Below are 19,413 nucleotides of genomic sequence, written 5' to 3'. Positions count from 1 at the left end.
ATCCCCCTGTGGCGAAGGATGACTAGGGCTTCTTCTCGATCCGCAACGCCTTCGCCTTGGCCTCGACCAGCAGATACATCACCACCGTGATCAACAACGGCAAAAGAAAATAAATCGCCCGATACGCCAGCAATCCCGCCACCAGACTGCCCCGCGAAATTTCGTGTTGCAGCAGCGCGACGAATACCGCTTCCAGAACCCCGAGCCCCGCCGGAATGTGGGTGATGACCCCGGCAATCGCACTGATCAACAGCACGCCAAGCACCAGCGGATAATCCAGCTTGCCCGGCAGCAAGGTGAAAATCACCGCCGCCATCAACGACCAGTTCAGCGCACCCAGCAGCAGTTGCAGGACGGCCATGCGCAGGGACGGCAGGTTGATTTCCACCCCGCGAATCGACCATTCGCGGCGCTTGGAGAACTGGCACGCGGCGAGGTAACCGGCACTCAGCAGCAGCAACAGCACGCCAATGCCCTGCAACGCATCGCTGCTGATTTTCCAGCCCGGCGGCATGCTCACCAGGCCGCTGCTGAACACCACGCCGGCAATCGTCATGTAGCCGAACCAGTTGGTGGCCAGGCTCAGACCGAGAATTTTGGCGATGTTGCTTTTGCTCACCCCCAGGCGTGAATACAGCCGATAGCGCATGGCGATCCCGCCGACCCAGGCGCTGAGATTGAGGTTGAACGCATAGCTGATGATCCCCACCGGGAGGATCTGTTTCCAGGTCAGGTCCTGGCGGATGTAGGTGCGCCCGATCAGGTCGAAGCTGGCGTAGGTGAGAAAGCTCAACAGGGTCACGCCGGCGGCGATGAGCAGTGTGCGCACCTTGAAGTCGGCCAGGGTCTGCAGCACTTCCGCCCATTCGATGCGGGTGGCAAACATTGTCAGCAACACGATCAACGCGAGGAAGAACAGCAGCGTCAGTGGGCGTTTCCAGCGACTCCATCGAGAATGCACGGCGGGCGCTGCTTGCGCTGGGGAATGGCTCATGACATGCGCCCCCGAAACGGCTTGAGCCGTGGTTTGTGCGCCGGCAGCCAACCGGCCATCGCCGGAAAATGCCGCAGGAAGTGGAACACCAGAAACCCCACGGTCATGTGCCAGATCCGTCCGCGTGGCACCTTGCTCGGGTCCATCGCCTTGCAGTGGTTGTGGCTCAGGTCTTCGAGACGCTGGAACAAGTGCTGATTGAACGTGCGATCGCGGATCAGCACGTTGGCTTCCAGGTTCAGTGACAGGCTCAGCGGGTCGAGATTGCTCGAACCGACCGTGCTCCATTCCTCATCCACCAAGGCGACTTTGCCGTGCAGCGGGCGCTGGCAATATTCGTGGATCTGCACCCCGGCCTTGAGCAGATAGTCGTAGGTCATGCGCGCCGCCAGTTTGGCCACCAGCATGTCCGGTTGACCTTGCAGGATCAGGCGCACCTCGACGCCACGGCGCGCCGCGTTGCGGAGCTCGCGCAGCAGGCGGTAGCCGGGGAAGAAGTAGGCGTTGGCGATCACCACCCGGCGTTTGGCCCGGCGCAATGCGTGCAAGTACACGTCTTCGATGTCGGTGTGGTGCTGATCGTTATCACGAAACACCAGGCGCACCTGACCGTCGTGATCGTTGAAAGCCATGTCTGCCCGACGCTGGCGCCGACGTTGCCACCAGAAGCGTGCGCGGCCCGGCCGACCACTTTGCAGCAGGGCGAAATGATGGATGTCAGCGACCGCCGGCCCTTGAACCTGCACCGCGTAATCCTGTTTCGCTTCGGGGCCGAAGTCGGCCAGGTGATCGCCGGAAAAGTTGATCCCGCCAATGAACGCGATCAGTCCGTCGACCACCACGATCTTGCGGTGCAGACGGCGGAACCAGTTGGTGCGAAAACCCAGGTGCTTGGGCGCCGGGTCAAACATCTGCAAGTGCACGCCGGCGTCGCTCAATGCCGCGAGATAACCGGTGGTCAACTCACCACAGCCGAAACCGTCGAGGCTGACGGTGGTGCGCACGCCGCGCCGGGCGGCGTCGATCAGGATCTGCTGTAACTCTGCGCCGACCTTGTCTTCGAAAACGATGAAGGTCTCCAGCAGGATTTCACTCTTCGCCGCACGCATGGCGTCGAACACCCGAGGGAAATATTCCTCGCCGTTTTCCAGCAACTCGACACGGTTGTTGCCCTGCCAGTTGTACTCGACATCGACAGGTCCGGGCTCGCGTACCGGCGGGTTGATGCTGATCGGTTCCACGGCGGATTTCTCCAGCGGTGCGCTGCTCATAGTTCGATCTCCACCGATAACGGGGCGTGGTCGGAAAGGTGCGACCAGGGCCGTGTTGTCAACACGTTTGGCTGGCTGGCCTTGAGGTTACGTACGTAGATGCGGTCCAGACGCAGGATCGGCAGACGTGCCGGAAAACTGCGCGCCGGGTTGCCGTGATGTTCGGCGAACACTTCGCGCAGGCCGCAGGGTTCGAGCAGCGCATCGGCGCGCTGGCGCCAGTCATTGAAGTCACCGGCGACGATCACGGGGGCATCAGCCGGCAGTTGCGCGATGCGCTCGCCGAGCAGCTTCAGTTGCGCATTGCGATGGCTTTCGCGCAGGCCCAGATGCACGCAAATCGCATGCACCTCGACGCCTTCGCCCGGCAGGCGCAGCACGCAATGCAACACGCCACGGTTCTCATGGCCGCTGATCGAAACGTCGAGGTTGTCGTGGCGGATGATCTGGAATTTCGACAGCAGCGCATTGCCGTGATCGCCCTCCGGGTACACCGCGTTGCGTCCATAGGCGAATTGCGGCCACAGGCTGTCGGCGAGGAACTCGTACTGCGGCATCGTCGGCCAGTTGCTGTAGCGCTTGGGATGATGCTCATGGGTGCCGTGGACTTCCTGCAGAAACACCACGTCGGCGGCCACGCTGCGCACGGCTTCGCGCAACTCCGGAAGGATGAAACGTCGGTTGAGCGCAGTGAAGCCCTTGTGGGTGTTGACCGTCAGCACGGTGAAACGACGCACCGACACTTCAACGCTGGTCTGCTCGTCGGTGAACCCGACCGGCTCTGGAATACTCATGTCAGCACCCCTTCGGCAGCGGGTTCGCCGGGGGCGGTGGCGAGTGTTTTATCCAGCTCAAAACAGTGGAGCAACCGGCGCGCGTCGTAGGGCGCGCGGACTTTGATGTCGTTGTCGAAATAGCAGAACACTTCGCGGGACTTGCGCGCCCGGGGCTTGAGGCGTGGCGCGATCAGGTGCGCATCGCCGGGCTGTTGACCGTGGTGCCAGGCGTCGATGCGTTTGGCCCAGTTCTGCAGCGCCGATTCGCTGTAGCCGCTGGCGTAGAGTTCTTCGGCACCGTGCAGGCGCAGGTAGATGAAGTCGCTGGTGAGGTCTTCGCGATACGGCCATTTGCCGGCGGTGTCGGCGATCACCAGGGCGGTGTTGTAGCGTTTCAACAAGCGCACGAAGTCGGGATCGATGAAGCTGTCGTTGCGAATTTCGACGGCATGGCGCAGCGGTTTTTTGCGCCAGGCTTTCAGGCTGGCGTGGCCGTGCAGGTGCGCGTCGTGCTGACGGGCGAGGGCGGCGGCCGCCTCGGTATCGTGGGGCAACAATGAGAGGAAGTGTTCGAAGCGCTCGGGGTCGAATTTGAAGTTCGGCGGAAACTGCCAGAGGATCGGCCCGAGCTTTTCCTTGAGCTCCAGCACCCCGGAGGCGAAGAAATTCGCCAGCGGTTTTTCGATCTCGCGCAAGCGGCGCACGTGAGTGATGAAACGCGGCGCCTTGACGCTGAAGACGAAGTCGTCCGGCGTTTCGCTGTACCACTGCGCATAACGTTCGGGCCGTTGCAGGGCGTAGAACGATCCATTGATTTCGATGCTGTTGACCGCCCGTGATGCGAATTGCAGTTCGCGCTTCTGGGTCAGTCCCTTCGGGTAGAAATCCCCGCGCCACGGAGCGTAGCGCCAGCCGGAAATACCGATGTGAATCGTTGCCATGCCGCCCCTCCCGTCGTCAGTCCTCATACAGCCTGTGTTTGTTGATGACTGTGGGCGGTTCGGGAAAGTTTCGACGGCGTTACGGACGGTAGCCTGGAGACAACATCATCCCTGTAGGAGCTGCCGCAGGCTGCGATCTTTTGATCTTGAAAAGNAGCCTGCGGCAGCTCCTACAGGGGATCATGGGATCAGTGACCGGTGACGACTCGTGTAGTGCTTTCGGCATAGGTCGGACCAAGGCGATCCAGTCGCCCGCTCCAGGCCGTCAGCGCGAGCGCCACCAACACCACCAGCCCGCCGATCCACGCTGTGTGAATCAGGCCAAGGTGTTCGACGATCAGCCCGCCGCCCCATGCGCCACCGGCAATCCCCAGGTTGAACGCCGCGATGTTCAGCCCCGATGCCACGTCCACCGCCTGCGGCGTGTGATGTTCAGCCTGACGCACCACGTACACTTGCAGCCCCGGCACATTGCCGAACGCCACCGCGCCCCACACCAGCACCGTGGCCAGCGCCAGCCATGGGTTGCTGGCGGTAAAGGTCAGTACGAACAGCACGGCGGCGAGCAGGGCGAAGATGATTTTCAGGGCGCTGATCGGCCCACGCTTGTCCGCCATTTTGCCGCCCCAGATGTTGCCGGCCGCCACCGAGACGCCGTACACCAGCAGCACCAGGCTGACGGTACCGGCGCTGAAACCGGAGATGTCCTGCAGGATCGGCGCCAGGAAGGTGAAGGCGATGAACGAGCCGCCGTAACCGATCGCGGTCATGGCGTACACCAGCAGCAGGCGCGGTTGTTTCAGCACTTGCAGTTGTTGCAACAGCGACGCCGGTTTGCTGTGGGCGATGTTGTTCGGCACATACAGCAGGCTGCCGATGAAGGCGATCACACCCAGCGCCGAGACCGCGAGGAAGGTTTCACGCCAGCCGAAATGCTGGCCGATGAACGTGCCCAGCGGTACGCCGGTGACCAGCGCCACGGTGAGGCCGGTGAACATGATCGCAATCGCGCTGGCGGCTTTTTCCTTGGGCACCAGGCTGGTGGCGATGGTCGAGCCGATGGAAAAGAACACCCCGTGCGCCAGGCCCGTGACGATCCGCGCCAGCACCAGTGATTCATAACTGGGCGCCAGCCAGGCCAGCAGGTTGCCGAGGGTGAACAGCACCATCAGCGACAACAGCAACAGTTTGCGCGGGACTTTGCCGGTCAGGGCGGTCAGCACCGGCGCGCCTATGGCAACGCCCAGGGCATACAGACTGACCAGCAGGCCGGCGGACGGCAGGCTGACGCCGAGGTCGGCGCCGATGGTGGGTAGCAGGCCAACGATGACGAACTCGGTCGTCCCGATGGCGAAGGCGCTGAGGGTCAGCGCGAGCAAGGCAATGGGCATGACAGCACTCCGGTAGAGGTTTGAATGGAGCGCAGTGTCGGGGTTTGATGTGTGCGGAAAAATACGGGATTGGGCATTTGATATTTGCCTTGGACGCAAAGGTCAAAAGCGCTCCCCCTCACCCCAAACCTCTCCCCCAAAGGGGCGAGGGGGAAGGGAGCTGATCTCGGTTGCACTCAATATTGAGTTCGGCTGGATATTTCAGGTCGATGTAGCTCGAGAGCACAACTCGGTCGGCTCCCTCTCCCTCGGGGAGAGGGCTGGGGTGAGGGTGCTCTTGAACTTGCCTGACAATTACCGATCAGTTCCTTATAGGTTCAGCCAAGAGGGATCGCAGTTTTGATCAAGTTCAGGATCGCCATTCTGCTGGGAGCGCTACTGTTTCTCGGCGCCAGCGAACTCGAAGCCGCCGCGCTGCCGGGGGTTCCGGCTGCCGCTGAAGAGCCGGCCAAACCCGAGCCGATTGTGCAGGGCGGTCTGCTCGGCGCGATCAGTTCGAGCATCGACGACGTGCAGGACAAACTCGACCTCAATGAACATCTGGTCGATGCCTGGCGCCTGCGTGCCGACCGCGCGGCGGACGAAGTCGACAAACTGGTCAACCAGCCGTCGAACCGGTCCGGCTGGAGCGTCGCCGGGGATTTCCTGATGTTGTCCGGCGTCTGGCTCGGCGCGTTTGCGCTGCTGACCGTGCTCGGCAGCCTGCTGGCCAAGCGGCTGAGTCAGGGCCGTTGGCTGCGGACCCGCCAGCGCAGTCAGGACCTGGTCGGCTACCTGCTGCCGTACACGCTGCCGGCGCTGATCTGTCTGCCGCTGACGCTGTACGTCAGCCACTTTCTGCAAGCCTCGGTGGGACGGGCGCTGGCGCTGTGTCTGGCGTACGCCACCAGCAGCGGTATTTTCTCCACTTCAATGTTGTTGTGCGTGGTGGTGATGTTCAACGTCGGGCACAAACGGCCTGCCGCGCGGATCATCCGCGACTACTGCCCGAAACCGCTGTTCCTGATCGGCTTCCTCGCGGCCCTCAGTGACGCGTTGACCAGCCCGCAGATCGCCCGTCAGTTGGGCGGCAACATCACCAGCAGCGTCGCGGTGTTCACCGGGCTGATCGCCTCGGTCATCTTCGGTCTGCTGGTGATTCGCCTGCGCCGGCCGGTGGCACATCTGATTCGCAACCGGCCGCTGGCCCAGCGCCTGAAGCAGCCGTCGATGCAGGAGTCACTGCGGATTTTTTCCGGGCTCTGGTACTGGCCGATTGTGTTGATGGTGCTGGTCTCGGCGGTCAATCTGATCGGTATCGGCGAGGACAATCAAAAGGCTCTGCGCTGCGCGTTGTTCACCACGGTTTTGCTGATCGGCACGGTGTTCCTCAGCACCATCCTCCAGCACCTGTTCAAGTCGCGCAAAGCCGAAGCGATCCAGCGCAGCAGCGCTTACAAGGAACGCTTTCTCAGCCTGTTGCACGCCTTGCTGCGGATCGTCATTGCGATCGCCTTCATCGATATTCTCGGGCGGATCTGGGGCGTTTCGCTGCTCGATTTTGCCCAGAGCAGCACCGTCGGCCGGGCGATCAGCAATGCGTTGAGCAGCATCGGCCTGATCTTCCTCGTCACCTGGCTGTTGTGGGTGGTGCTCGACACGGCGATTCAGGAAGCGCTGAAACCACCGGTCAGCAAACGCTCGTCGCGCCAGCCCAGCACCCGGGTGAAAACCATCCTGCCGCTGCTGCGCAACGCAATCAAAATCATCCTGGTGGTGATCTGCGCGATCACCACCATGGCTAACCTCGGCATCAACGTCGCACCACTGTTGGCGGGTGCCGGGGTGGTCGGTCTGGCCATCGGTTTCGGCTCGCAACAACTGGTGCAGGATGTAATCACCGGGCTGTTCATCATCATCGAAGACACGCTGTCGATCGGCGACTGGGTGGTGCTCGATTCCGGGCATGCCGGCACGGTAGAAGGCCTGACCATTCGCACCCTGCGCCTGCGCGACGGCAAGGGGTTTGTGCACTCGGTACCGTTCGGTCAGATCAAGGCAGTCACCAACCAGTCACGCCAGTTTGCCTTCGCGTTTTTCTCGGTGCAGTTCACCTACGACACCGATGTCGACAAGGCCATCGAACTGATCCGCCAGACCGGTGATTCAATTCGCGAAGACCCGTTCCTCAAGTACAACCTGCAAGGGCCGCTGGATGTATTCGGCGTGGACAGGATGGACTTGAACGGCGTGGTGCTGACCGCGCAATTCCGTACCGTGTCGGGCGGGCAATATGCGGTGAGCCGGGCGTTCAATCAGCGTTTGAAAAAGCTTGTGGATAACAGCGCCGAGGTGCATTTCGCGCAGACTTATCCACAGCAGGTTTTGTTGCCCAGGCGGCAGGGTGAGGGGGAATGGGTAGCGAGCGAGGTGCCACAAAAGTCGAGTACTTGATGGGCGGATTGTGTAGTGGGGTTTCTGGCCTCTTCGCGGGCAAGCCCGCTCCCACAGGGTTCTGGGTGATGTTGAAATAGTAGGCACACCAAAAATCACTGTGGGAGCGAGCTTGCTCGCGAAAGGGCCGGAACTGTCGACATCAATGCTGGATCAGCTTGCTGCGCACTTGCTCCATGGCCACCTGATCCAGCTCAGTCCAGAAAACCTGCTTGCCAGCAATCTCGGCAGCAACCGGCATCCCATCGCGATACACCAGCCGATTACTCACCAACGCCGGTACTTTCGCCCCTGGCAACAACGTCCCGGCCAGGTTCAGCGGATCAACCCCGCACACCGCAACCAGACTGCCGTCATGCGCCCGGCGCCGAACCTCGCGCAGTAATGGAATCGCCTCGGGCAAGGCAAACTGCTCCCCCGCCAGACCACTGACAAAGCGCCCGCCACGAATCTCGCCACGGGCCTCCAGCCGATGAAACGTGCGCAGCAATTCGCGCCAGCTCGGCAGCCATTCCGCTTCGCGCTCCAGCAGGCGCCAGAACACCACGCCATAGCGGCGCAGCAACGTCATGGCGACATGTTCGAGGGTTTCCGGTGACGCTATCTCAGCGCTTTCCTGCCGTGGCCCGCGGCGCAACAATGCCCAGCGTCCGGCATCGTCCATGCCACCGACAAATGCACCGCGCCCACGACGACTGCTGCGTTGCTGGCGCTTGCTCGCCGGGGTGATCAAGGCGCGCAACCCGGCGAAGCTGTCGGCGTTTACCAGGCCGGCGCCGACCAGTTCCTGCAAGGCGATTTCCAGCTCGGTGCGCAGCAGATGCGCCTCGTGAATCAGCTCATCGAAAAACAGCGCGCCGTGCTGACTCAGCGCCTCATAAACCTTTTGCGTTTTCGGCGACAGTTCGCTGGCCGGCGTCTGCTCGGCCAGTCCACTCCACAGCCCGACCTGACTGCGCGGCAGCAGCACAATCGGCGTACTGCGCAACGCCGTGCCGCTGACTTTTTGTCGGGCGCTGAGGCGCGTCCACACCAGCTTGCCGTTGCGGCACAGGTCATCCAGCCAGCTCGGCGAATAGTCTTTCAGGCGCGCCGGGAGAAGGTCGCTGTCCCACGCCGAAGCCGCTGCCGGGTAGCCTTCGAACTGGCCGATAATTGCCGGCAGCACCGCGTGGCCCTGACCGCGCGTAGCAGGGGACAGGTGCTGCCAGTCGAACAGAAAACGCATGAAATCCTGCAGTGCTACCGGCTCGATTTCCCGACGCAAACGCTTGACGGTGTAGCGATGAATGCGCGCCAGCAGATGCCGTTCGCACCATTCTTCAACGGCTACACCCGGAGTGAAATGCCCGCGCAGCACATAGCCTTCTCGCTCCAGTTGCGCGAGGGCCTGATTGACCTGCGGTATCGGTAACGCGAGTGGTTCGGCAATGGCGGCTAACGGCAGCGGACCGAAGGCGCCGAGTCGGGCGCGGATCACTTCGATCAATGCGTCATCGACCGTCCAGATATCATCGAACCCGGGCAGCGCTGCTTGCGGCGGTTGCAACGTGGCCTGTGGATAAAGCGCTTGCAGACACTTCAGGCGTTCTCGCGCCAGCCACAACGAGCCAGGCTGTGGATGTGTAGTGACTGTGAGGCCGTCTTCGCGAGCAGGCTCGCTCCCACAGTTGACGGTGTTCCAACGGGCNGGGCGGAACCCGGTTGAATGTGGGAGCGAGCCTGCTCGCGAAGCTTTTCTTTTGCCGTTACTGGCGGAACGGCCAAGCGGCAGGCGCGACCGCTCGCAGTCAGCGCGTCAAGCCATTCGCGCCAGTGTTCGCCAGCCTGAACTTCAAGGTCGCTGACGCACGCCAGGCTCATCAGCGCCTCGTGCATTTCATCGACGTTGGCCGGCGTCGGCCACGCTTGCTCGCGCACCGCGTTGATGGCGTCGGCGTCGAGTGCACCGAGATCATCGGTGGATTGCGGATCGCTCCAGCGCCGGTTGATCACCGCTTGGGTGCGGCGTTCTTCCAGCGGCGCATCGTCGAGAAAACTGTACGGCCGCGCGCTGAGAATTTCCGCCGCCAGCGGCGAGGGTGCCGGCAGATCGCGGCTGATCAACCGCACCTCGCCACGCTCCATGCGCCGCAGCAGCGTGAGCCAGCCGTCGCTGTCCATGGCCTCGTGCAGGCAATCGTCGAGGGTCTGCTCCACCAGCGGATGCTCGGGAACCTCCCGCTCGCCGGCGAGGTTTTCCAGGCAGGCGATCTGATCGGGGAACACGCTGGCGATCAGGTCTTCGCTTTTCATCCGCTGCAACTGCGGCGCGACTTTGCGCCCGCCGGTAAAACGCGGCAACGCCAGGGCCACGCCGGCATTCCAGCGCCAGCGCACGCCGAACAGCGGCGCGTCGAGAATCGCCTGAATCAGGATGTGCTCGGCGCTGTTGCTGTGCAGGTACCGCCAGACATCATCCAGTTCGAAACTGTGGCTGGTGGACAGCGACAGGACGATCGCGTCTTCGCTGGCAGCTGCCTGCAACTCGAAGTTGAACGTGCGGCAGAAACGCTTGCGCAAGGCCAGGCCCCAGGCGCGGTTGATGCGGCTGCCGAACGGTGAATGGATGATCAACTGAGTACCGCCGGACTCATCGAAAAACCGCTCCATCAGCAGCGTGTCCTGCGAGGGCAGGGCGCCGAGGGTCAGGCGAGCGCGGGCGAGATACTCCACCAGTTGTTCGGCGCTGGCACGGTTCAGGCCGAGGGTTGCGGTCAACCAGTCGAGCGCCGGTTGCAGATCGCCGGGGCTGGCGCCGAGCAACAGGTCGAGAGTCGCTTGCAGCCGCGCCACCGCCGCAGACAATTCATCGCTGCGCCCCGGGGCTTCGCCGAGCCAGAATGGAATGGTCGGCGGCTGGCCCTGGGCATCCTCGACGCGCACCTTGCCGGTTTCCACCCGCAGGATGCGGTAGGAGGTATTGCCGAGCTGGAACACATCACCGGCGATGCTTTCCACGGCGAAGTCTTCATTGACGCTGCCGATGTTCAGGCCCTGCGGTTCGAGCAACACGCTGTAGTCGGCATTGTCGGGAATGGTGCCGCCACTGGTCACGGCGGTCAGCTGCGCGCCACGGCGGCCGCGCAGCGTGCGGCTGACGGCGTCGCGGTGCAGGTAGGCGCTGCGGATGCCTTGGCGGCCGTTGTAGCCTTCGGCGAGCATGGTCAGCAGCGCCTGATAGTGTTTTTCGTCGAGACCGCGGTACGGCGATGCTTGGCGGAACAGCGCGAGCAGCGCATCTTCCGCCCATTCCCGGCAACTGACTTCGGCGATGATCTGCTGCGCCAGTACATCGAGCGGCGCTTCGGGGATGTGCAGGGTGTCGAGTTCGCCACGGCGCACGCAGTCGAGCAGGGCGGCGCACTCGATCAGGTCGTCGCGGGTGGTGGCGAACAAGCGGCCCTTGGGCGTGCCGCCGACCTGGTGCCCGGAGCGTCCGACTCTTTGCAGAAACCCGGCAATCGAACGTGGCGAGGATATTTGGCAGACCAGATCGACTTCGCCGATATCGATGCCCAATTCCAGCGAAGCGGTGGCGACCAGCACTTGCAACTCGCCGCGCTTGAGCCGCTGTTCGGCGTCGAGGCGGAATTCCTTGGCCAGGCTGCCGTGGTGCGCGGCCACTGCGTGCTTGCCCAGGCGTTCGCTGAGGTGTCGGCTCAGGCGTTCGGCGAGGCGCCGGGTATTGACGAAAATCAGCGTGGTGCGGTGTTCGCGGGCCAATTCGGCGAGCCGGTCATAAACCAGTTCCCAAACGTCGTTGGCCATCACTGCCGACAACGGCACTGGCGGCACTTCGATGCCCAGATCCCGTGGCCGGGCGTGGCCGATGTCGATGATCTCGCAGGGGCGATCGGTGCCGACCAGAAATCGTGCCACGGCATCAATCGGCTTTTGCGTGGCGGACAAGCCGATGCGGGTCAAGGGTTCGGCACACAGCGCCTGCAGGCGTTCGAGGCTCAGCGCCAGATGACTGCCACGTTTGCCGGCAGCGATGGAGTGAATCTCGTCGATGATCACCGTGCGCGTGCTGCCGAGCATTTTGCGCCCGGACTCGGAGCCGAGCAGCACGTACAGCGATTCTGGCGTGGTCACCAGAATGTGCGGCGCACTTTTGCGCATGGCGGCGCGGTCTTTCTGTGGCGTGTCGCCGGTACGTACGGCGGTGGTGATGTGTAATTCGGCCAGGCCCATCTGGCGCAGCTGCTCAGTGATTCCGGCCAGCGGATTTTGCAGGTTGATGCGGATGTCGTTGGATAAAGCCTTGAGCGGTGAAACGTAGACCACCAGGGTTTCGTCGGGCAGGCCGTCGGGGTTTTCCAGGCCACGGTGGACGAGGTCGTCGAGCACCGCGAGAAACGCGGTGAGGGTTTTGCCGGAGCCGGTGGGCGCGGCGATCAGCGTCGAGCGGCGCTGGCGGATCAACGGCCATGCGCGGGCCTGGGCGGCGGTGACCGACGGGAAGGTGCTGCTGAACCAGGCGCTGACGGCGGGGTGAAAGCCAGCCAGGGCGGCGTCCTTGGGGATGGGCAGATTCATGCTCAAGTTATGCGGGTGGGGGCGGCAAGATGCAAGTACCGCTGGGGATCTGCGCTGTTCATCAGGGCCTCATCGCTGGCAAGCCAGCTCCCACAGTGATTGTTGTTGTTCAACAGTTTGGCAATCAACACTGAACCCTGTGGGCGCTGGCTTGCCAGCGATGGGGCCAGTTGATTCAGCACAATTCCCGGCGATCTACACTTTACGGGTGACGGTTGCGCACTAAACCCGCAAAATGCAACGATTCCGGCAATTATCGATGACGGTGTCACCCGCACCGTCGCTAAAGCCATCGTTCCAATCAGACTGGGCCTGCTGACTCTATGCGAATGCGCCTTATGTTACTGGGCGGCGGAAATGCCCTTGGGCAGGCGCTGATTCGCCTCGGTGCGGAAGAAGACATCGGTTTCCTCGCCCCCCGCCCGCCAGAAGACGGCTGGGATGCCGCGAGCCTGACGCAACTGCTCGACGATACCCGTCCGGATGCGTTGATCAACCTCGCCTACTATTTCGACTGGTTCCAGGCCGAGACCGTCAGCGAAAGCCGTCTGGCCGGCCAGGAGCGCGCCATCGAACGGCTGGCGGAACTGTGCCAGCACCACAACATCATTCTTGTGCAACCGTCCAGTTACCGGGTATTCGACGGTTCGCGGGCGACTGCCTACAGCGAAAAAGACGAGCCGGTGCCGCTGGGCCTGCGCGGCCAGGCGCTGTGGCGCATCGAGCAAAGTGTCCGCGCGACCTGCCCGCAACACGTGTTGCTGCGCTTCGGCTGGCTGCTCGATGACAGCCCTGAAGGCACCCTCGGACGTTTCCTCGCCCGCGCCGAACAGCCGGATGAATTGCTCATGGCCGATGACCGCCGGGGCAATCCGACCCCGGTGGACGATGCGGCGCGAGTGATCATTTCGGTGCTCAAGCAACTCGATTGCGCGGCGCCGCTGTGGGGCACTTACCATTACGCCGGCCATGAGGCGACCACGCCGCTGGCGCTCGGTCAGGCGATTCTGACCGAAGCACGCAGCCTGCATCCGCTGGCGATCGAAGCGCCGACCGCCCAGGCCCATGCCGCGCGGCCGGATGCCGCCGAGGAACCGCAGCACGCGGTCCTCGCCTGCAAGAAAATTCTGCACACTTTCGGGATCAAGCCCCGCGCCTGGCGCGCCGCACTCCCGGCTTTACTGGATAGGTTTTATCGTCATGGCTGAAGGCCCTGTTTTAATCACCGGCGGCGCCGGTTTCATCGGCTCGCACCTGACGGATGCATTGCTCGCCACCGGCCATTCGGTGCGGATTCTCGATGATCTGTCGACTGGCAAACGCAGCAATCTGCCGCTGGATAATCCACAGGTCGAACTGATCGTCGGTGACGTCGCCGATGCCGCGCTGGTCGCGCAGGCCATGCAAGGCTGCAGCGCCGTTGCGCATTTGGCGGCAGTCGCTTCGGTGCAGGCGTCGGTGGACGATCCGGTGAAGACGCACCAGAGCAATTTCATCGGCACCCTGAATGTCTGCGAAGCCATGCGCCAGGCCGGGGTCAAGCGTGTGCTCTACGCGTCGAGCGCAGCGGTGTACGGCAACAATGGCGAAGGCGAGTCGATTGACGAAGACACGCCAAAGGCCCCGCTGACCCCGTATGCCTCGGACAAACTGGCCGGCGAGCACTACTTCGATTTCTACCGTCGCCAGCACGGTCTGGAGCCGGTGATCTTCCGCTTCTTCAACATCTTCGGCCCACGCCAGGATCCGTCCTCGCCGTATTCCGGGGTCATCAGCATTTTCAGCGAGCGGGCGCAGAAAGGTCTGCCGATCACCGTGTTCGGCGATGGTGAGCAGACCCGCGATTTCCTCTATGTCGAGGATCTGGTCGACGTGCTGGTGCAGGCAATCGACAAGCCTGAAGTGGAAGTGGGCGCGATGAACGTCGGCTGGAATCAGGCGATGAACCTCAAGCAGATGTTGCAAACGCTGCAGGAAGTGGTCGGTGAACTGCCACCGGTCAGCTATGGCCCGGCGCGCGCCGGCGACATCCGTCATTCGCGGGCGAACAACACGCGTTTGCTGCAACGTTTCAAGCTGCCAGAGCCGACGCCGATGCGTGTGGGGCTGGCGCGGTTGCTGGGCAAATAGGTTTATCGCAGACATGAAAAAGGCGCCTTTTGACAGGCGCCTTTTTCACGGCCGGAATGTGTCGCTAATCCTGTGGCGAGGGGATTTATCCCCGATCGATCACGAAGTGATCGTCGTCAGTTCTAAGCCTGCTCACCCAAAGCCTCATTCACCACCACGTGAACGTTCCTGGTTGAATCTGCCTTAGAACTTGTAGCCCAGACCCACCATGTACACAAACGGATCGACATCAACATTCACCTTGGCACGGGTACCCGGTGCCACGGCGTTGTTCTCGACGGTGGCACGAGTATCGATGTCGATGTAGCGCACCTGGGCGTTGAGCATGATGTTGTCGGTCAGCATGTAGTCGGCGCCGACCTGCCAGGCCAGGCCCCAGGAGTTTTTCGCCTTGAAGTTGCTGAAGCCGTTGGACTGGGCTTCGCTGCCGACGTGCTCGTCGTAGATCCAGGTGTAGTTGATGCCGCCACCGATGTAAGGCTGGAACGGCGATTTCGCATCCAGCGGGTAGTACACGACGCTGAGGGTGGGCGGCAGGTGTTTCAGGGTGCCGAGTTTGCCGTTGGCCGCTGGCAGCGCGGTGCCTTTGATCTTCACGTCATGCTCGAACGGCGAGGCCGCCAGCAACTCGATCCCGATGTTGTTGGTCAGCATGTAGGCGAAGTTCAGACCCAGTTGGGTGTCGCTGCTCATGGTCGCCTTGCCGCCCAGGTTGGTGCCGCTCAAAGGACCCTGATCGACTTTGACGCTGGAGCTGTCGGCCTTCGGGTTGACGGTGATCGCACCGGCGCGAACGATGATGTCGCCGGCTTCGTGAGCGTGGGCGAGCGGGGCTGCGAGCGCGAGGGCAAACAGCGAGGCGCTGAGCAAGGACTTGTTCATGGGGGCTCCAAAAGGACGTTAAAAATGTCTGATGTCCTATGGTATGAAGCCAACTGATACGGTCTTTTGACTCAGCTCAATGAAACAGTGATGGCCCGGTTTTTTGTGGAACCTTTGCCGACCCCTTCGCTGGCAAGCCCGCTCTCACAGGTTTCGTTGGTGTTCACAAAATGGGTGAACGACTCGATCACTGTGGGAGCTGGCTTGCCAGCGAAGGGGCCATTAAAAACATCACAGAAGTGCCGGAATTACTCCGGCAGCTCATACACATAAATCTTGTCCGCCGCCATCTGATACCCGGCATCGGCCAGTTCGCTGGTGGACGCCTTGACCTGCAGCGGTCCCTCGACCCAGTACGGCTGATACAGCTCGTCGAGCTTCACGCCCAGCTCGCTTTTCACATGCACGATCTGGTTCGACGGCGGTGGCGGCACGTGGATGCAGGCGCCGAAGTAAGGCACCAGCAGAAACTCCGTAGTGCGTCCTTCTTCATTGACTTCCAGCGGCACGATGTAGCCCGGCAGGCGGATGTTCTGCCCGTCCAGGCTCTGCACCACCGGCGCGTTGGGCATGTCCTGTTTCGCCGCCGGCGCCGACTCGGCGGACAGCGCGTCGCCCATCTTCGACAGGTCGTGCAACGGCGTCATGTTCGGCACTTCCGGCGCGGCGTCCGGCGGGATCATCTCCGACCAGGTCAGGTCTTTCGGCGCCGCTGCCCACACAGGCAGGGCAACCAGCAACAGCAGCGCAAGCACGGCGCGGGGCATGGTGAACATCCTCATAAACGGATCGACAGGCCATCGGCCAGGGATTGGCGATACGCGCGCCAGGCCGGCACGCTGCCCATCAGCAGCGCGGCCGCCAGAATGCCACCGAGCAGCGTCCATTCATACTCGCTCGGCCACGCCAGCGGCAGATACAGCCCGTAATTGGCCTGCACGTAACCCTGCGCGGCGGCGATGCCGAGGTACAGCAACGCCAGTCCGGCGATTACGCCGGTCAGTGCCAGCGCGAAAGCTTCCAGCACCAGCAGACTCGCGATGTGCCACGGTCGTGCGCCGACCGAGCGCAAAATCGCCATCTCCCGGCGGCGCTCGTTAAGGCTGGTGAGAATCGCCGTGAGCATGCCGATCAACCCGGTCAGCACCACAAACAGCGAGACCACAAACAGCGCCTTTTCAGCGGTGCTCATCAGGCTCCACAGCTCCTGCAAGGCCACGCCCGGGAGGATCGCCAGCATTGGCTCGCCCCGGTATTCATTGATCTCGCGTTGCAGGGCGAAGGTGGAAATCTTGCTGTTGAGGCCGAGCATGAACGCAGTGATCGCCTGTGGCGTCAGGTCCATGTTGCGTGCCTGATCTGCGGTGATCCGGCCGTTGCCCCGGGCCGGCACGCCGTTGTGCCAGTCGATGTGAATCGCCTCCATGCCGCCGAGGCTGATGTGCAACGTGCGATCTACCGGCGTGCCGGTGCGCTTGAGAATGCCGACCACGGTGAACGGCTTGTCGTCGTGTTTGACCAGACTGATAGCCGCCACACCATGGGCCAGCACCAGTTGGTCGCCGAGCTTGTAATGCAGCGCCTCGGCGACTTCGGCGCCGAGCACCACTTCGAACGGATCGGTGGCGAAGGCACGGCCGTCGGCCAGTTCCAGATGTTGCTGACGACCGTACTGGTAATGCTCGAAATAGGCTTCGGTGGTGCCCATCACCCGGTAGCCGCGATGGGAGTCGCCGAGGGACATCGGGATTGCCCATTTCACTTTCGGGTTGCTGGCGAAGTGTTCGAAGCTGTCCCAACGAATGTTGTTGGTCGCGTTGCCGATGCGGAACACCGAGTACAGCAGCAGGTTCACCGAACCGGAGCGAGCGCCGACGATCAGGTCGGTGCCGCTGATGGTGCTGGCGAAACTGGCTTTGGCCTCGGTGCGCACGCGCTCGACCGCGAGCAACAGGCACACCGAAAGGGCAATGGCGAACGCGGTGAGCAGGGCGGTGAAGCGGCGGTTGGCCAGGCTGGCCATGGCCAGACGAAACAGATACATCTCAGACCTCGGCAGACGTGGCGGCGCGATTGAGTTCGGCCAGGGACAGGTGACGGTCGAACAGCGGCGCCAGGCTCTGGTCGTGACTGACGAACAACAGGCTGGAACCGGCCTCGCGGCATTCGGCGAACAACAGACGAATGAAGTTTTCCCGGGCGTCGTAATCCAGCGCCGAGGTCGGTTCGTCGGCGATCACCAGTTCCGGCTGGCCGATCAAGGCCCGGGCGGCGGCGACCCGTTGCTGCTGACCGATCGACAGCGAATCGGCGCGACGGCCGAGGATGCTTTCGTCCTTCAAACCCAGGTGAGCGAGCAGGGTGGCGGCGGCCTGGTCGACGCTGCCGTGGCGCTGTTTCGCCCGCTCGGCACGCAGTTTGGAGAAGTGGCAGGGCAACTCGACATTCTCGCGTACCGAAAGAAACGGCAGCAGGTTGAATTGCTGGAAGATGTAGCCAGTGTGATCGACGCGAAAGCGGTCGCGGGCGCCGGCACCCAGTTCGGTCAGTTCCTGGCCGAGCAGGCGAATGCTGCCGCGTCCGGGCTTCTGCACGCCACCGAGCAGGCCGAGCAGGGTGGTCTTGCCACTGCCGCTGGGGCCTTTGAGGAACAGGGTTTCGCCGGGCTCCAGGCGAAACGTCGGGATGTCCAGCAGCGGCGGGTGGCCGGGCCAGTTGAAGCCCAGGTCGGACAGTTCGATGAGTGCTTGGGTCATGGCACCAGTTTCATGTTTGATCACGGGCCCGTGCAGGAGCTGCCGGAGGCTGCGATCTTTTGATCCAGTTTTTAAAGGCAAGATCAAAAGATCGCAGCCTTCGGCAGCTCCTACAGGGGATTTTTCAGGCAATCAGAATTTCAGGGCGGCAGCCTTGGCGGTCACTTCGGTGCCTTGCTGGCCGCTCGGGCCGATCAGTTGTACCTGAATTTTCTGTGTGGCCGGGAAGGTATTGAAGAGGTTCGCCAGATCCAGGGTCTTCAAGGCACCTGGTGCAGCGCAACTGAATTGGTAGTGTGCGTGGATTTCGCTGTGATCGTGGTGATGCGCTTCACCACCCTTGGCATCTTCGTCGTGGTCATCATCGTCATGCTCGTCGGCAGCCGGCTTGTCGCCGAACAGCGGGCTTTCCAGTTCCTGGCTGGTGACCTTGCAACCGGCGGCGGCCGGCAGGCTGAACAGCGCCAGCGGGTTTTCCAGTTTGGCGCGGGCGGCGGCGACCTTGGCCTTGTCGGCGTCGCTGGTGGCGGCATGTTCGAAGCCCACCAGGTTCATCGCCGGGCTTTCCAGTTCCAGCTCCAGAGTCTGGCCGTCGAGTGCGGCGTTCAGTCGGCCGACGCCATGTTCGTGGGCACCGAGGCTGCCGTGCTCGTGGTCGTGATCATGATCGTGCTCATCGGCGGCATGGGCGATGGCCAGCGGCAACAGGGCAAACGGCAAAGCGAGCAGCAGACGACGCATGGCGGTCTCCGGAAAGTAAAGTGAAGAGATTGTTATGTAATCTTATAACGAAAGTGCGCAGAGTTTGCCCGTGCGCTTGGCGTTGCACAAGTCCCGTGGGAGCATGCAGGTCAGAAATGTGCAGGAGCGAAGCAGATGTTGCGGATACGCGGAACCGTTGGCGCGACGCCGGTGGATTTGACGGTGGAGCTGGATGACAGCGATTGGGTGAGGCTCGGCGCAGCCCTTGGCGCGCAGCCGCAGGGTGATCAGCCTGAAGCGGCATTGAGCGCGTCGGCAGCGAAACCACTTAACCAGGACGATGCGTTGTGGCAGGTCGCGCAGGATCTGTTGCGCAAGGCCGGGCAGCTCAGCGGGCCGGATTTGCTGGAGCAGTTTGAGGGATTGACTGGCAGCGCGGCTGCAGGCAAACGGCTGTTGGTACGTCTACGCCACAGTTCACAGGTGAAAGTAGCGAGCGGCGGGGATACGCCGCTCTATAGCTGGATCGAGTAGGCCGCAAAAGATCGCAGCCTGC

General features: G+C 62.5%; 14 protein-coding genes and 2 pseudogenes. 4 read left to right on the top strand and 12 right to left on the bottom strand.

Features of this window, described 5'->3' with window-relative positions:
• Window positions 1-22: 22 nt before the first annotated feature.
• From ACTJKS_RS06170 to ACTJKS_RS06150, 5 genes are all read right to left on the bottom strand, one after another.
• Window positions 23-994 carry a lysylphosphatidylglycerol synthase domain-containing protein gene (locus ACTJKS_RS06170; protein ID WP_108183953.1) on the bottom strand — a complete coding sequence of 324 codons (972 nt, stop codon included), beginning with the start codon at window positions 992-994 and terminating at the stop codon, window positions 23-25.
• Entirely contained in the window at window positions 991-2,265 is a 1,275-nt protein-coding gene (clsB, locus tag ACTJKS_RS06165; protein WP_108183952.1) for a cardiolipin synthase ClsB, read from the bottom strand. Before clsB ends, ACTJKS_RS06170 begins: the two co-directional genes overlap by 4 nt.
• Window positions 2,262-3,059, bottom strand: coding sequence for an endonuclease/exonuclease/phosphatase family protein (locus tag ACTJKS_RS06160; protein ID WP_108183951.1), 798 nt, complete (start codon window positions 3,057-3,059; stop codon window positions 2,262-2,264). Before ACTJKS_RS06160 ends, clsB begins: the two co-directional genes overlap by 4 nt.
• Window positions 3,056-3,982: a DUF72 domain-containing protein gene (locus ACTJKS_RS06155; RefSeq protein ID WP_108183950.1), complete on the bottom strand. Its 927-nt coding sequence runs from the start codon at window positions 3,980-3,982 to the stop codon at window positions 3,056-3,058. Before ACTJKS_RS06155 ends, ACTJKS_RS06160 begins: the two co-directional genes overlap by 4 nt.
• A gap of 188 nt (window positions 3,983-4,170) precedes the next feature.
• Window positions 4,171-5,373 carry an MFS transporter gene (locus ACTJKS_RS06150; protein ID WP_108183948.1) on the bottom strand — a complete coding sequence of 401 codons (1,203 nt, stop codon included), beginning with the start codon at window positions 5,371-5,373 and terminating at the stop codon, window positions 4,171-4,173.
• A 339-nt stretch (window positions 5,374-5,712) separates the two neighbouring features.
• On the opposite strand from ACTJKS_RS06150, the gene ACTJKS_RS06145 reads away from it, so the two are divergent.
• On the top strand, window positions 5,713-7,806 hold the full coding sequence (locus tag ACTJKS_RS06145) for a mechanosensitive ion channel family protein (protein WP_108183947.1): 2,094 nt from the start codon (window positions 5,713-5,715) through the stop codon (window positions 7,804-7,806).
• A 142-nt stretch (window positions 7,807-7,948) separates the two neighbouring features.
• On the opposite strand, the pseudogene ACTJKS_RS06140 reads toward ACTJKS_RS06145, so the two are convergent.
• A pseudogene (locus tag ACTJKS_RS06140) lies at window positions 7,949-9,415 on the bottom strand (Lhr family helicase); the annotation flags it as partial.
• 141 nt (window positions 9,416-9,556) lie between these two features.
• Window positions 9,557-12,387: pseudogene (locus ACTJKS_RS06135) on the bottom strand (DEAD/DEAH box helicase); the annotation flags it as partial.
• 323 nt (window positions 12,388-12,710) lie between these two features.
• On the opposite strand from ACTJKS_RS06135, the gene ACTJKS_RS06130 reads away from it, so the two are divergent.
• Complete coding sequence (locus ACTJKS_RS06130; protein ID WP_041074483.1) at window positions 12,711-13,595, top strand: sugar nucleotide-binding protein; 885 nt, start codon at window positions 12,711-12,713, stop codon at window positions 13,593-13,595.
• Window positions 13,588-14,517 (top strand): NAD-dependent epimerase/dehydratase family protein, encoded by a 930-nt coding sequence (locus tag ACTJKS_RS06125; RefSeq protein ID WP_108183944.1) that lies wholly within the window; start codon window positions 13,588-13,590, stop codon window positions 14,515-14,517. The genes ACTJKS_RS06130 and ACTJKS_RS06125 overlap by 8 nt, the downstream gene beginning before the upstream one ends.
• Window positions 14,518-14,700: 183 nt before the next feature.
• On the opposite strand, the gene ACTJKS_RS06120 is transcribed toward ACTJKS_RS06125, so the two are convergent.
• The 5 genes from ACTJKS_RS06120 to ACTJKS_RS06100 all read right to left on the bottom strand — a co-directional run bounded on the left by ACTJKS_RS06120 (window position 14,701) and on the right by ACTJKS_RS06100 (window position 18,896).
• Window positions 14,701-15,399 (bottom strand): OmpW/AlkL family protein, encoded by a 699-nt coding sequence (locus ACTJKS_RS06120; protein ID WP_096796335.1) that lies wholly within the window; start codon window positions 15,397-15,399, stop codon window positions 14,701-14,703.
• 248 nt (window positions 15,400-15,647) lie between these two features.
• A complete protein-coding gene (locus tag ACTJKS_RS06115; RefSeq protein ID WP_123588906.1) occupies window positions 15,648-16,166 on the bottom strand; it encodes a DUF3299 domain-containing protein in 519 nt (172 codons plus the stop codon).
• A gap of 11 nt (window positions 16,167-16,177) precedes the next feature.
• Window positions 16,178-17,443 (bottom strand): ABC transporter permease, encoded by a 1,266-nt coding sequence (locus ACTJKS_RS06110; protein ID WP_108183943.1) that lies wholly within the window; start codon window positions 17,441-17,443, stop codon window positions 16,178-16,180.
• Between the two features lies 1 nt (window position 17,444).
• Window positions 17,445-18,155, bottom strand: coding sequence for an ABC transporter ATP-binding protein (locus tag ACTJKS_RS06105; RefSeq protein WP_108183942.1), 711 nt, complete (start codon window positions 18,153-18,155; stop codon window positions 17,445-17,447).
• 132 nt (window positions 18,156-18,287) lie between these two features.
• Complete coding sequence (locus ACTJKS_RS06100; protein WP_108183941.1) at window positions 18,288-18,896, bottom strand: DUF2796 domain-containing protein; 609 nt, start codon at window positions 18,894-18,896, stop codon at window positions 18,288-18,290.
• A gap of 135 nt (window positions 18,897-19,031) precedes the next feature.
• Between ACTJKS_RS06100 and ACTJKS_RS06095 the strand changes: the two genes are divergently transcribed.
• The gene (locus ACTJKS_RS06095; RefSeq protein ID WP_108183940.1) at window positions 19,032-19,391 is read left to right on the top strand and encodes a hypothetical protein; all 360 of its coding nucleotides are present in this window, start codon (window positions 19,032-19,034) and stop codon (window positions 19,389-19,391) included.
• The last annotated feature ends 22 nt before the right edge of the window (window positions 19,392-19,413 follow it).

It is taken from the genome of Pseudomonas sp. 22189 (assembly GCF_052045635.1).
Lineage (GTDB): Bacteria > Pseudomonadota > Gammaproteobacteria > Pseudomonadales > Pseudomonadaceae > Aquipseudomonas > Aquipseudomonas parakoreensis.
Note: the sequence above shows the minus strand (reverse complement) of the source record. Positions and strands in the feature narration are given on the sequence as shown.